We start from the raw sequence: 13,298 nt of genomic DNA on the forward strand, positions 1-13,298 counted from the left end.
GGGTAGTGTGCTGATTGGTGTACTGAGTAGTACACCAATCAGCACATGTTGTGATTTATGTCTGGCGGCATTACACAGGGGCGCTTGACAGATGTGGCGACAAATCATATGATTTGTCGTAACATCTTATATTGGGAGGATTTTTATGAGTGCTGAATGGGGGAGGAGACTTCGTGTCCTGCGGATCCTTGCCGGGTTTTCGCAGGAGATAATCGCAAAAAACGTTGGGACGTCTCTGAGCACATATACGCAATGGGAGACAAAAGGCCGTCAACCCCGCGGCACCGACCTGCTTGAACGCCTAACCGGGAATATAGGAGTCCGACTTGAGGTTTTAAACGGACGGCCATTTAGCCAAACTGATATAGTCCTCTGGATCCCCTATGATCAGGAAAAGTCCGACCTCATGGGGCAGACTGATCTGCTACTCATGGATGTGCTGCCTGGCTTACTTGGGAGTGGGTCATCAATAATAAAACTTGAGCTGGGTACTACAGCGCTTTATTCGATCAATCAACGGATACTGATTATGCCTACAGCCTCGATGGTAGGTTCTATTCAGGCTGCTTTGGAAAAATGTGGGGTAATTGAGACGGTAGGGTCCCTGGCGATGCCCGGTACGTCTAAGCCCAGCTATAATTATCTTGAAAAGGCATTACAACTCGATCTAATTACCCCAGATGCAGCTAAAATACTCCATTCACGGCTTTCTGCACATCTCATCAGGATACTCCCACAAGAGTACGATTATATTTCTGTGGCCGGTTGGAGCCTCGCTGAGCAGTTTCCAGGTTTGGAGCCTGGGGATGTTAAGCGCTTTGCAAAAAGCTTCGCCGATTTTATTTACAATGCGGACGATGTGGGGGGGTGTGACTACGACTACAATGAGACAGTGACCGGCCTAGCCAACGAATTGGTCACGGCCTATAATTCAAAAATTAAATAAATTAAGTTACATATGCATCTCTTATAAAAGGCTGGCCTTGAAGGTCGGCCTTTTTATTTTGTTATTCATACTCGCAACGACTTATCGTTTGACAAATAAAATGATTTGGGATAATTTAAAATAAAACGACAAGGGGAGGGGCAATATGACGAACCCAAATAATAAGCAATCAACTGAAAATAAAGAGTTTTTGAAGGCTGGGCAGGTAATGAAACGGCTCAACATATGCAGAAATACTCTCTGTACCTGGTCAAAAACAATCTTACCGCCGACAGTGGTGATCAACGGGCAGGGTCGTTGGTCAGCAGATTCTATAGATTTGTTTATGTCGGGAAAGTCGTAGCGACTTATATGATGTTACGAATAAAATGGACACCCAACTGATATGGATATTGAAGGGTTAATTCCGGCCTGAACCCAGGGCCAACGACCAAAAGGAGATCGAATATGAATATAGAGATTGAGGCGGGGGCAGTTGAAACTGGGGTACATCATGAGGCCTGGCTGGCATGGATGACAATCGAGAAAATAGTCCGCCGTCACATCGGCTACAAAAATGACTCGGACGGTGGAGTAATCGATGATGAGGATGATTGCTTGGGTTGGATATGCGAGAGGTTTATTGCAGGTTACAAGCCTGGGATGTTAATGGCCGAATATATCAGCTACTGCAAACTGCTTACGAAGGATTACCAACGTAAAGAGCGCGTACGCAAGAGGTACGCACAGCTGAGTGAAACCGGTGATGACAGCGATCTGTACTGTCTCACCAGCGCAGCCGGGGAACCCTCGATCAACGACCACAATGCAGCTGAGATAGCCATAGATGCCGAAAGTACTGCCGCTCTCCTGCTGCAGCTGGGTTACCTGAGCGAGCCCGAGTACTGCGCGTATCTTGACCGGATTATGTACGAGGTCGAGGGGGTTGACCGGACGCACGGTACTGATTGGCGGACAATCGAAGCCAAGATTGAGAGGTTTCGGTCGGATTTTCGTCGATCTGAGACCCTCGGCGTGCCCCTACGCGGGTCCAAAAGAGGCCGGAAATAATGACAAAGCCATCCTCCAAAACCTCCTCAACGAGTGATAATGGTCGTGTTTATTACATTATTACCCCTCTCGGTGACCTTGAGGGATCGCACTGGCGCGGTATCCGCCGGCTGCCGGATGGGCCTGCGGTTATCGTCATAGGTCTCAGGCTCCGCAATATGGCCGCAGAGGTCAATCAGGGGGGGCGGCTGGTCCACCTGACCGGCGAACCGATGTCGTTGCAGGATATCGCACGGGCCCTGGATGAACCACTGGAACTTATGCAGTACTCGACATCTATATTGGCGAAATATGGCCTTGCTGACGGCAACGACGACCTTGGCTGGACTATTACGGATCCAGTGGTACTCAAACACGTCAGCCGGGCACTACCAGGCAAATCCACTAAATTGATCGCCAGCCCTCCTAAATTAGTCCTGGATAGGGGAGCAGAAGAGGAGAAAACAGAAGATCGCGAACGGCGCGAGGCTCGCAACCGGAAACGCCTTGAGCGCTATCGTTCCCAATGGGGTTGTGAACCCCCCGAAATTATCTGGTCGGTGACGACTGCAGTCACAAATCGTGACAAGCCTGTGACCGGAATTGTGACTAGTGAATGTCACGCGCCTTTGCAATATACCGAAAATACGACTAAAAACGGTGTGACTATAGATTATAGGGGTATAGGTGTAGGTATAGATGCAGAGACAGCAGCAGGAGAATGTCACGAAACCGCTGCTGCTTCTTCGCCTTCGGCTTTTCTAGATACTCAACCCCAAAACCCGGTTGATGAAAGAACGCCAGTATCCTCTATTCCGGTACAGGTTTCCGTTCTCCCCCCAGAGATCGAGACTCTAATCTCCAAACTGCCCCTAAAACACCAATCAGGGGCAAAAGGCGGTGCCGTGGCCGGCTTGGCCAACGGCGCCCCAGTGGCTGTCGTCCTCGACTGTCTCCGCCGGCTCTCTGCAAAGCTCCAACGCGGTGACTCTGCTGTGTCCACTGCTCGTGGCTGGCTCAACTCAGCCATCACCGGGGCCGTCGCCGAAGATGCAGAAATGGCGGAGACAAAATCTCAGCAACATGCAGCGACAGCCGAGCGCCAGCTGCGCGAAGCCGAAGCCGCAGAACGCGAGCGACAGGCGGACCTCCGCCGGCAGGCTTTTCTGCTCGCCAGCTGGGAATCGCTTGGGCTTGCTGATCAACAGTCTATCGAGTCGGAAGCCCGTGCAAAAATGTCTCTCTACAACCCCGATCCATCTTCGTCGATCCTCAAGGTGACCTGTCTCGACATACTTCAACAGCGCTACCAGCTCTCCGCCGCATAGAAAGGAAATTTTATGCTCTCCGTTTCTACCCCTAAATCCTCTCAAGCCATTCAAGCCTATTTCGAGAAGGATGATTATTACTTGAAGGGCGCTGAAACCTCTCAATGGGTTGGCTCCGGTGCTGAGTCATTGGGCCTCTCCGGGCCGGTCTCGAAAGAGGATTTCAAGGCCTTGACCGAAGGATATTCCCCCTCGGGGGATCAGCTCGTTAAACCGAAGATTACGAAAGACAAAGAGACTGGCGAAAAGATAGAGGAACATCGCGCCGGCAACGATCTGACATTCAGCGCCCCCAAGTCTGTTTCCATTGCGTACGCCGCCGGGGTACCAGGCATGAAAGAGGCTCATGACGCCGCCATGGACGCCATGTGCTCGTACCTCGAAAAGTATTACAGTCACGCTCGGACCCCTGAGGGGTTCGCGTCGGGTTCTTTGGTCGCCGCCAAATTCGATCACGCCACCTCGCGGGCTGTAGATCCGCAGTTGCACTCGCACCTGTTTGGGCTCAATGTTACGCAAACAGAGGACGGCCAGTGGCGGGCCAATGAACCTATCAACATTTTCAAAGATCAGAAGGTACTCGGGGCGCTTTACCGGCAAGTGCTGGCAAACCAGTTGATGAAGATGGGGTATGAAATCCGGTGGACCGATCGTGAACAAAATCTTTTCGAACTGAAAGCCGTGCCTCAAAATGTGATTGCCACTTTTAGCCAACGCCGCGAAGAAATTGAAGCAAAAGTTGAGAAGTGGAAAGAGTCAGGAAAATATGACCAGCTCAAGGGTAAGGGATTGACTGACGCGCAGATTTGGGAAAAAGCCACACTCGCCACTAGGGCCGCGAAAGATAAGAATCTTACAAAAGAAATGGTGTCGGAAATCTGGGAAAAAGTGTTTGCATCCCTGGGGCTGTCGAGCAAGAGCTTTGAACAGTCCGTGTCTGGGTCGCGGCTTGAAACTCCCGCCCTGGCCCCTGCCGATGAACGGGCAGAATCGATCATAAAAATAGCTGAACAGGCCGTGTCGTTCCATAACAACAAAGAGGCGGTTATCGATCTGGCTCAGGTAATCAAAACCTGCTGCCAACTGTCGGCCGGTCAACACTCCCTTAGGGAGATTGTGGCCGCGGTGCAGGCCTCCGCTATCGAGCTAGGCGACGTGGCGCGAAACCAGGGGCGTGTGAAATATACCACTCCGGAAATGATCCAAATTGAGCAAAACAATAAGACCATGGCTGAGTCCCTCGGGGGCACCTTTAAATCAATCACCTCGAAAGAGGAAGTGGAGCAATATCTTGATCACCTGAAAGCTACGGAACATATAGACCTGTCAAAAGGTCAACGGGATATGGTTGTGCAGGAACTTACGAACGGGAACGGCCTCAATGTAGCCAATGGTGACCCTGGGACCGGCAAGACTTATGCCCTCGGGATCATCACGCGATTTGATAAAGAAGTCCTCCTGCCTTCCGGCCGTGAACACGTCGTCTGGAATGTCGGTTTCACCGGGCGTGCTGCGGCGGAGATGGCGGCCAAGACAGGCGGCGAAAGTTATACAACGGATTCTTTCCTTAATCGCCTGGAGTCCGGGAAGATTAAGCTCGGCGAACAGAAAGATGGCGTCCGCCGGCAAGAGGTAATCCGGGTCGATGAAGCCTCCTACGAAAGCGCCCGCCAGATAAATCATCTGCTCCGGGTTGTGAAGGATGCTCAAGGGAATGGGGCTACCATAAAAATGTCCCTGCAAGGGGATCTCAAACAACGCCTGTCTATCGCCGCCGGCCGGGCATTTCAGCAAATGAAAGAGATAACCCATAAGTTCGGCGCTTATATTGAGATGAAAGAGATTATACGCCAGTCCATTGCCTCCGGCCTCCGGCCGGTTGCCACTAAGCTGAACGATACCTCCCTCCCTATCGCACAACGTACCCTTGAAGCCCTGGGGATGATTGAAAATCAAAACCGCATTGTGGAGATAAAAGACCGGGCGGGTCTGGTGAAAGCGACGGTCGCCGAATACCTGAACTATAGCCAAATGGACAACCCGGATAAACCCGGTCAAAAAGCTACCTCCATTGTCGTCTGCACCACAAACGCAGAAGTGCAGGAACTCAATAAAGCCATTCGACAAGAGCTGGTCGCCTCCGGGAAACTCGAAGAGGGCAGCAAGTTCAAGGTATACAACACGGCCTCCGTCAACGTCATGGCAAGTTCTTATAGGACCGGCCAAAAAGTCATGTTCTCAGGGTACCGTGACGACGATACCCGCAAGCAAACTCAGTTCCGGAATATCCCCCTGAATACCCCTGGCCTGGTCAAAGAGATTAACGCTGAAAAGAACATGGTGACTATCCAGTACGAAATGACCGGGCGTGGCGGGTCAAAGATTGTTGCCGAAGAATTCTCTGCGGCTGACCTGGCCCTGAATGTGTCAGTATACAACCTCAACGAAAAATTGTTTGCCGTAGGCGATAGGGTAATGAACCTGCTTAACGGCCGGTTCCGGAATGGAGAAATTATCCCTACGACTGATAAACAGGCGCACGAGGTCAAAAACGGCGATATCGGCACTATAAAGGCTGTCAATGACGGAGTGGCAACGATACTCTTTAACGAAGGCGAGTCAAGCCAAAGAACCGTCAAAATGGCCCTCTCACGGGCGCATATCGACCACGCCTACGCGGCGACTGACGCGAAACTACAAGGGGCAACGTTGGATTTTGGCGTTATATTCGCCGCAATAAAAGAAGGCGTCAAGAGCATGCTCAGTTACCAGGGGGAAAACGTCGCCCTGACGCGCTTCCGCCATGATCTGAAACTGCTCACAAATAGCCTCAAGGGCCTCAAAGATGAAATCAAAACCGAGCTGAAAAAAACATCTACCCTGGATTATAAAGAGAACCAAATGGTCTGGCCGGAAAAGGCCCGGGCCGCTGAAAAGGGAACTGAAAAGGAACTGCCCCCTGGGGTTGCAGAAGCCGCCGAAGTGGAAGCCGCCGCCGCGTCTATCGGTAACGATGTTGCCGAAGTGGCCCGGGAGAATCACATCTTTGAACAGTCCATCGAGCACCAGGAAGCAGCTCTTGAAAAGATACTGAAAGAGGTTGAACGGCTTGAGAATCTGGATGAGCAGATATCGGCGGCCGTGGAGCCTCAACAGGCGGAGCCTGCCGCTGCCGGCAAAGCGGAGCCGCCTGAAAAGTCTCAACCTGATGCCGCAATAGATTCGGTCTCTTCTGCCGAAGTCAAAGACCACGCAGGGGCCACTGGCCCCACTGAACCGCCTGGCCCTGGTGTAGAAGAACCTGGGAGACAATACACTGACAAGCAGGCCGACCCTCCTCAGACCGTCGCCGTCCCTGAGCAAACCGCCGAACGGGTGATTAATGCCATGCCGGACTTTTCCGGCGAGGCAGGCCGCTGGACCGGCGTTGGTGAACGGTTCGGACACCGGGCCTCCGCCGCCCCTCTTGACTTCTTTACTCACCAGGGCCGGGACGGTCACGAATATTCGATTAAATACGCTGGGGATTTCGGGTTCTCTACGTCAACCCGGTCCACCGTCGACACCGCCCTGTCGAAGCGCTCAACAGAGATTATCCGCGGCGATCATGGAAAAACTGTGAAAACCACCCATTCCCGGGGAGACTGGATTTCGCGGTCGTCTGAATCCTCCGGCGCGGTTCACCGCCACAAAACCAGGGATGAACAGGGCAATGTCATTCAAGCCGAAACCGTCCGGTTTTCCGAGCGGTCGCAACAACTCTTCGGGGGCCTGTATCGGTCCAGCACGCGCACGGAAAGGCTGCATGACGGCTCAAAGCGGCTAATCAAGTCAACTTCCTGGGGCAACAAGGTCAAGGGCACCACAACCACTTATCATAAAGATGGCCGGATCGTAGAGACGGAGTGGACCGGCACCAGGCGGGAAAACGGGGATCTCCAGATCAACGAGTCGACCACAAAAACTAAATTTGATGCCTCCAAGACGAAAATGGAAACCGGTAATTTCCTCGATATAGGAGTCCGCGCGATAATCCAAACAATCACTTTCCTCAAAGACCCCAATGAATACAGGGATCTCCGCAATCAACTGACAAGAGACCATGCTCTCAAGATCACAACTCAGCGGTATCAGCAAAACGGCTCTGTCCTGGGAAAAACGGAGATATTTACAAAATCCCAGCTCCGTGCCGACAAGGCCTGGGCCAGAAGTACAGATAAAAGTATGTCGTGCCTGACCAGGGAATATGATGCTGACACTAAGGTATTCAAGATTGCCAATTTCGTACGGGACCCTGAGGGGAATGCAAGCGGCACTGCAAAATATATCACTGAGGCCGGGAGAGTTGACAAAACTACTGATTGGCAAAAGTTCGCCAACGACGCCATGAAGGGCCATACCCAGCACTTTGACGGCGTGGGGAAGCTCACAAAGGATACCACCTGGGAAAAGGATGCCGCCGGGGAAATGAAGGGTGATACGAAGCATTTTGTCCGGGAAGACTACAATGGCGACAAGCTGACGGTGAATTACGCTACGAAAGAATCGGAATGGATGAAAAACACTGACAATGCCATGAAGGGTGAAACAAAACACCTGAATGAAGATGGGGCCGCCACTAAGACATCCTCCTGGGAAAAAGATGCTGATGACAACATGAGCGGGAAAACTCAGCATTTCGCCGAGAATGGCGAGTTGAACAAAGAGACTGCCTGGGCGAAAGATGACACGGAAATGGCGGGCGAAACCCGCCGCTACGCCAACGATGAACTGCGGTCATTCTCTGCATGGACGCGGGATCTGGGCGAAGATGGAAAATTTGAGGTGGATTTCTCTGAATCGTACCTTCCGGGATTTTTCAAGGATGCGGAGGAAAATGCCGGGAAAGAGGTGCGGCCGGAGCCTGATAAAACCGCTGCCCTGGAAACCCCAGAGCAGTCACACGAGCAGACCCACGAGATAGACCAGGATCAGCCTGAACCCCCTCCCTTGGCCGAGATAGACAACGAGGTTGCCGCTGCAGCCGATATTGTCTCCTCTCCTGAGATTCCACCGGCCGAAGGGGTGGCCGTAGACAAGGATTTTGCCCAGGTTGAAGCCCCTGGGAATGACCTGGAGGACGAGAATGAACATGACCTCGACGAACAACACACGACCGAAAATCTGTCATTGCAAGAATCTGAGTTGGAGATTGACGGCAACAGCCAAGAGACTGTGACCCTTAGTATCCCAGAGGCTATCGACGCTGCCCTGGACACAATTGCACACATTCAAGCCGAGATCCTCACCGGTGAGATAGGACAGCTAACCGAGGAAATTGCGCAGTCTGCAGAAGCTGGAATGGCTAAGCTGCTTGAAGAAGCGATTGAAAAGCTTAACACAGAAATTTCCAGCAACCAGGCCCAGGCGACTCTCTCTGATGTTGCTGACAAACTCGGTCCCGAGGTACAGCAGGCTGAACAGCAGCACGAACAACATGAGGCCCGGGAACGAGATGTTGAGAGGGAAATGGATTTCGAGATATAACCTTTCGTACTTCCTTCCACATTACCAACTTTACCCAGCCCCGGCCGTCCGCCGGGGCTTCTTCTTTCTGCGGTCATGATTTGTTCACTTTTCTCTCCATTGCTTTTCGCAATATTTCATTCTTTTTCATTCCATAAAGATTTTTTGCAAATTGAAGGGGTCGAAAAACCTCTTTGAATATAGAGGACAAAATTTCGGAGGAGAAATTTATGGCAGCTACACGTAACTCAAACTTTGCAGCCGGCGCCGGGATATCTGTCGGCTCGGACGGAGACATGATGGTTTTTGATCACCTTGTCGGTCGTCACCTGTTCCGCCTCGGTCTGGCCCTGGCGTGCGAAGATTTGCAAGCTTCAATGCGCTTGTCCTCAACTTTTTTCGGGCTTATTTATTCACTCTCTCTCCGCAAAAAATATCCGGTCAAAAGAATCAGAGAAGCTCTGAAGAGTTATCTGATTTCGTTGATTTCCTGCGAAGCCGCCGCCGGTAGCGATGATTTTAGCGAAATCGGCGGCGCTGCCGAATGCCTGATTGGACACTATGGGGTTTCCGGTGAGCTGTTGGATGAAACATTTGCAGACGCCGCTGTCCAAAACCCAATTTTCGGGGGGTGGGTGAGTGGGAAAGCAGCTATGGAAGTGACTAAAGACGGAATGAAGGGAGAAGTTGAACAATGAACTGGCTAACCAAAATACTGGCCCCGTCACTGATTGTAATTTTGGCCATCGTTTATTTTTCGTATCAAAAAAACGACAACGAAATGACTCAGGATAGTGCGAAATTTGACCGGGATTGGAACGAGAGTATGCAGCATTTTGCAAAATCTCCGGGCGAAAAGAAAAAATATGCGGCAAGGGCAACCATGGCGCAAAGCGATTATAGCTCTGCCAGAGCGGAGGGGGCCAAGCATAAGCAAAGGGTTGATAATGCAGGGGATAACCTTAACGATGCCCTGGATGATCTCAAAAAAGAGAACGGGGGTGGGAAGTGAAAAATATCATCCTTTTTGTCCTACTGGCCCTGGCGGTGCCCCTGGCGGCCTCCGCCCTGGATCTCTCGGTTGACAGCAGTAAGGACAAGTCGATCTCGCGGGAACGGGCCTTATCAATCCGGAAAAGCCTGGAGGATCGGCACTCCGATACCACAAGCCACTCCCACGACACGAGCAACAGCACGACAAACCGCCGTGCGCGCAACATCAACCGGGACACCTCCAATACGGTATCAATCCCCATGATAGCCCTGCTCCCGGATCTGGGCTTTAAACCCCTGCTTCCCGTGGATCTCGGGCTCGCCGCCCCGATTGAAAAGGGCGGCTGGATCACAGTACATGTACAGGAGTACTACGCCAAAGCGTGGGCCTCCTACGCCCCTGTAGAGACCGTCACAGACCCGGCGCCGGTCAAAGCCTACATTGATCTGGTGGCACGCAAGTCCCTGATTGCCGCTCAAGCGCAACTCTACCTCATGGATCGGCTCGGCCGCCTGGCCGGGAAAAAAGCCGTCACAAAGAACGGCCGGAAAACCCTTGATGCGTCGGTGCTGGTTGGCATCAATGATCTCCCTCCCCTGGCCGCTCAGGCTTACGCAGACGCGGAAAAAAATGTGTCTGCGCCGTATCTCTTGGGAATATGGGAGAGATACCAGAAAGAGATGGCGGGCGGGAATTGTCGCCTGTCCGGGAATCATGGGATTTCCTGCGGCAACATCATAATCGAGCTGGACAACCCGCCGCGGCTCGCCTTGGGGAACATCCCTCTCTACAACGGGTCCACGTTCGCTGGTGTGACAGGCGATGTGCGGGTGTCCTCGAGCGTCAGCCTGCATGATGCCTACGAGCGGTCAAAAGTCGTGTCTGACGCGGATAGGCGGTCAACAGATGATATGGAAAGCAACGGAAATGCCTTTGAAGCTGCTATGAGCCGCCGTGAAACGCTGAATAAGAGCAAAGGGAATAAAATAAACATGGGGGTTGGCAAATTTGTGCCCGGGCCTTCACACTAAAACTCAGTCCGTCACTGGAGGTGACCATTGAAAACCACAATTTTCGCTATTCTTCTTGCCATTGCCATTTCTTCCGCCGCTTTTGCTGGCTTCACCGTTCCGGTTTCTGATCAGAGTTTCGGTATTTATAAAGAAAAATCCGAAGAATATCAGACTGGAAAAACCAAAATTGGCAACATGCATCAGTCGATTAAATCATCGGAATCTGGATACAATATTACCATTGACTACAAGTATGACGATGGCAGGCAGACGCAGGAAAATTTTAATACCGATAAATCATTGGCTTTGAAATCGTTTGATATTTATATAAAAAGCAATGCTTTGATCTATTTTGGTGGAACAATAAAAGGTAACATACTGAATGTAAGAGAAGAAATAACAGAAGAAAAAGGCAAAAGATCCCTGGAGGACAATTTACAGATCACGGATAAACTGTATCCGTTATCAGCTATAGCATTATACCTGTTAATGCATGAGGGGGTCCCTGAAAAAGAATTCCAGATATCAGTGTTAAACTCGGATAACTCAACGTATTTTATGTCTCAAACTACGATAAGGCCTACCCGGATTGCTGTTTTAAGCGCCAATATATCAGGATATGATATTGGATATTCCCTCAGAAACGCAATGTGCACTCAGTTGTATTGCGATTTTCATATTGAGGTTGATAAAAACGGGAATACTATAAAAATCATCAAAAATGGATTGATTTTTGAAGCTGAGAAGCCATAACAGAAAAGGAGGCGCTTAAATGAAACTGTATATTTTATCGATAATTGCCGTAATCATCACAACGGCTTTTTCTACTTTCGCAGCTCCGCCGAATTTTTTTACATTAGACCAGGTTCCGAAACAGTCTAAACCTTTATCTTCGGGGCCATTAAGAGGCACTGATCTCCCGTCAGTATTTGTAGCTGATGCCCGGGCCAACGAAAAAAATATAAACAACCAATGTGATAATTTCAAAACTGCATACAACGATTATATTCAGTTCAATGGTTCAGGGCAGTCGAGGCACAATTCTCCTGGTGAGAATATAGCCGCCGAGGAATACATGAATATGCAGCACAAAAGGTTCGGCGGGCAAGTACAGTCGCAATGGCAGTCGGTTCAGGGGAGCTGGCCTTCGGGTTTCAACCCACAGGTTTGTTCTGGGACTATGCCGACTAAGACCGGATCTTTTACAATGTCTGACGGCAAGTTACTGCGAAGTGAGGAAATAACAGGCTGGGGCCGTTTTGATGCCACTTACGGTCCAAATCACAAATATCCCGTGCAGATAACGGTGTCAGACGGACGGAATAATGCGCTGACTGGCGTCAAGAATTCAGAAAATGAGCCGTTCATTGTCAGATCGGTTAATTTCGACTTTCTCAAATTGGACCCAATAACGCAATCGTATACAAGCAGATATGGTTCATTTACAGCTTCTGGCAATGAGCTCGTTGACTATTTCAATGTAATAGAGAGGGATTGCCCGATATTGGATATTGATAAAAATAGATGCCACAGTGCCCTGTCATGGTTCGGAATAATGCTTAAATACCCTGATGATAAAACGAGACAATTCACTATTGATAATCTGATCCAGTTTGCAAAAGCAAAAAACACACGATAAACTCAGTAAACTAGAGAGCTACAAAGAAAACTACTCAAGCCCCGGCCTTCCACCGGGGCTTTTTTCATTTCTATTTTTGCACCACTAAAGATTTTTTGCAAATTGAAGGGGTCGAAAAACCTCTTTGTATGTAGAGGGAAAAAATATCTGAAGGAGGTCTCAAGATGCTAAAGGCCGTAAGAAAAATAGAACATCCCCGCCGCGCTGTCGTCGGGGGTTGCAAAATACCCAGGATATCTAGAGGGGACAACACCCAGCGCTATTACGACGCTCACGTCCACGCATATCACAGCCTCCGCCGGCGGGCCCTGGAAACCGGGGACGAGCAATCAGCACAAATTGTTGCCGGATATGACGCGCTCATCAAGCATCTGCAGTCTCGCATCGGAAACTAAACAAAAAGGAGCCCAAAGACCATGCGGAAAATCATCATGATCGTAGCAATTCTAACAATGACGGCAATGGCAGCGCATGCCGGCACCGGTGCAACAGATATTACTCCTCACCTTACTAGGTGCGATGCGGTGGCAGTCATCAAGACACCGATTTGGCAGCGGCTGGCCACTGCATTTATCATCAGTGAGACAAAAGTTGTGAGGAAAACAGAATTTGTTGAGACTTTCGGACTTTTGACTGTTGAGAGGGCAGAGGACTTTGCTTCCTCTTTTGCCGATAAAATACTGTCACAAAATTTATCGGAGATCGAGCAGGGCAGGCTTTTTTGCACAGAAGATGGTAGCAAAAACGTTCTGTATATCGATTTTTATGGGAACGGAGAGAAACCGGTATTTTCGGGAAGGCTGTTGACTGATGTGGCAAGAGAAGAGAAGCGGTAACGCACGCC

General features: G+C 50.5%; 10 protein-coding genes. All 10 read left to right on the forward strand.

Annotation, left to right across the window (positions count from 1 at the left end):
- The first annotated feature begins 145 nt into the window (after nucleotides 1-145).
- The 10 genes from F6V30_RS14355 (at nucleotide 146) to F6V30_RS14400 (ending at nucleotide 13,290) form a co-directional block, all read left to right on the forward strand.
- Nucleotides 146-946 (forward strand): helix-turn-helix domain-containing protein, encoded by an 801-nt coding sequence (locus F6V30_RS14355; protein WP_151157643.1) that lies wholly within the window; start codon nucleotides 146-148, stop codon nucleotides 944-946.
- 447 nt (nucleotides 947-1,393) lie between these two features.
- Nucleotides 1,394-1,996, forward strand: coding sequence for a hypothetical protein (locus F6V30_RS14360; protein ID WP_151157644.1), 603 nt, complete (start codon nucleotides 1,394-1,396; stop codon nucleotides 1,994-1,996).
- A complete protein-coding gene (locus F6V30_RS14365; protein WP_151157645.1) occupies nucleotides 1,996-3,303 on the forward strand; it encodes a hypothetical protein in 1,308 nt (435 codons plus the stop codon). The genes F6V30_RS14360 and F6V30_RS14365 overlap by 1 nt, the downstream gene beginning before the upstream one ends.
- A gap of 12 nt (nucleotides 3,304-3,315) precedes the next feature.
- On the forward strand, nucleotides 3,316-8,829 hold the full coding sequence (mobF, locus tag F6V30_RS14370) for a MobF family relaxase (RefSeq protein ID WP_151157646.1): 5,514 nt from the start codon (nucleotides 3,316-3,318) through the stop codon (nucleotides 8,827-8,829).
- 209 nt (nucleotides 8,830-9,038) lie between these two features.
- Nucleotides 9,039-9,506, forward strand: a complete 468-nt coding sequence (locus F6V30_RS14375) for a hypothetical protein (protein ID WP_151157647.1) — start codon at nucleotides 9,039-9,041, stop codon at nucleotides 9,504-9,506.
- Nucleotides 9,503-9,820 (forward strand): hypothetical protein, encoded by a 318-nt coding sequence (locus tag F6V30_RS14380; protein ID WP_151157648.1) that lies wholly within the window; start codon nucleotides 9,503-9,505, stop codon nucleotides 9,818-9,820. The genes F6V30_RS14375 and F6V30_RS14380 overlap by 4 nt, the downstream gene beginning before the upstream one ends.
- On the forward strand, nucleotides 9,817-10,833 hold the full coding sequence (locus F6V30_RS14385) for a hypothetical protein (protein ID WP_151157649.1): 1,017 nt from the start codon (nucleotides 9,817-9,819) through the stop codon (nucleotides 10,831-10,833). Before F6V30_RS14380 ends, F6V30_RS14385 begins: the two co-directional genes overlap by 4 nt.
- Before the next feature lie 27 nt (nucleotides 10,834-10,860).
- Nucleotides 10,861-11,568: a hypothetical protein gene (locus F6V30_RS14390; protein WP_151157650.1), complete on the forward strand. Its 708-nt coding sequence runs from the start codon at nucleotides 10,861-10,863 to the stop codon at nucleotides 11,566-11,568.
- Between the two features lie 19 nt (nucleotides 11,569-11,587).
- Complete coding sequence (locus F6V30_RS14395; protein ID WP_151157651.1) at nucleotides 11,588-12,454, forward strand: hypothetical protein; 867 nt, start codon at nucleotides 11,588-11,590, stop codon at nucleotides 12,452-12,454.
- 416 nt (nucleotides 12,455-12,870) lie between these two features.
- A complete protein-coding gene (locus F6V30_RS14400; protein WP_151157652.1) occupies nucleotides 12,871-13,290 on the forward strand; it encodes a hypothetical protein in 420 nt (139 codons plus the stop codon).
- The last annotated feature ends 8 nt before the right edge of the window (nucleotides 13,291-13,298 follow it).

This window comes from Oryzomonas sagensis, assembly GCF_008802355.1.
Classification (GTDB): Bacteria; Desulfobacterota; Desulfuromonadia; order Geobacterales; family Pseudopelobacteraceae; genus Oryzomonas; species Oryzomonas sagensis.

Coding starts and splice junctions, on each gene's coding strand:
- F6V30_RS14355 (WP_151157643.1), top strand. CDS start 146: ATGAGTGCTGAATGGGGGAGGAGACTTCGTGTCCTGCGGATCCTTGCC.
- F6V30_RS14360 (WP_151157644.1), top strand. CDS start 1,394: ATGAATATAGAGATTGAGGCGGGGGCAGTTGAAACTGGGGTACATCAT.
- F6V30_RS14365 (WP_151157645.1), top strand. CDS start 1,996: ATGACAAAGCCATCCTCCAAAACCTCCTCAACGAGTGATAATGGTCGT.
- mobF (WP_151157646.1), top strand. CDS start 3,316: ATGCTCTCCGTTTCTACCCCTAAATCCTCTCAAGCCATTCAAGCCTAT.
- F6V30_RS14375 (WP_151157647.1), top strand. CDS start 9,039: ATGGCAGCTACACGTAACTCAAACTTTGCAGCCGGCGCCGGGATATCT.
- F6V30_RS14380 (WP_151157648.1), top strand. CDS start 9,503: ATGAACTGGCTAACCAAAATACTGGCCCCGTCACTGATTGTAATTTTG.
- F6V30_RS14395 (WP_151157651.1), top strand. CDS start 11,588: ATGAAACTGTATATTTTATCGATAATTGCCGTAATCATCACAACGGCT.
- F6V30_RS14400 (WP_151157652.1), top strand. CDS start 12,871: ATGCGGAAAATCATCATGATCGTAGCAATTCTAACAATGACGGCAATG.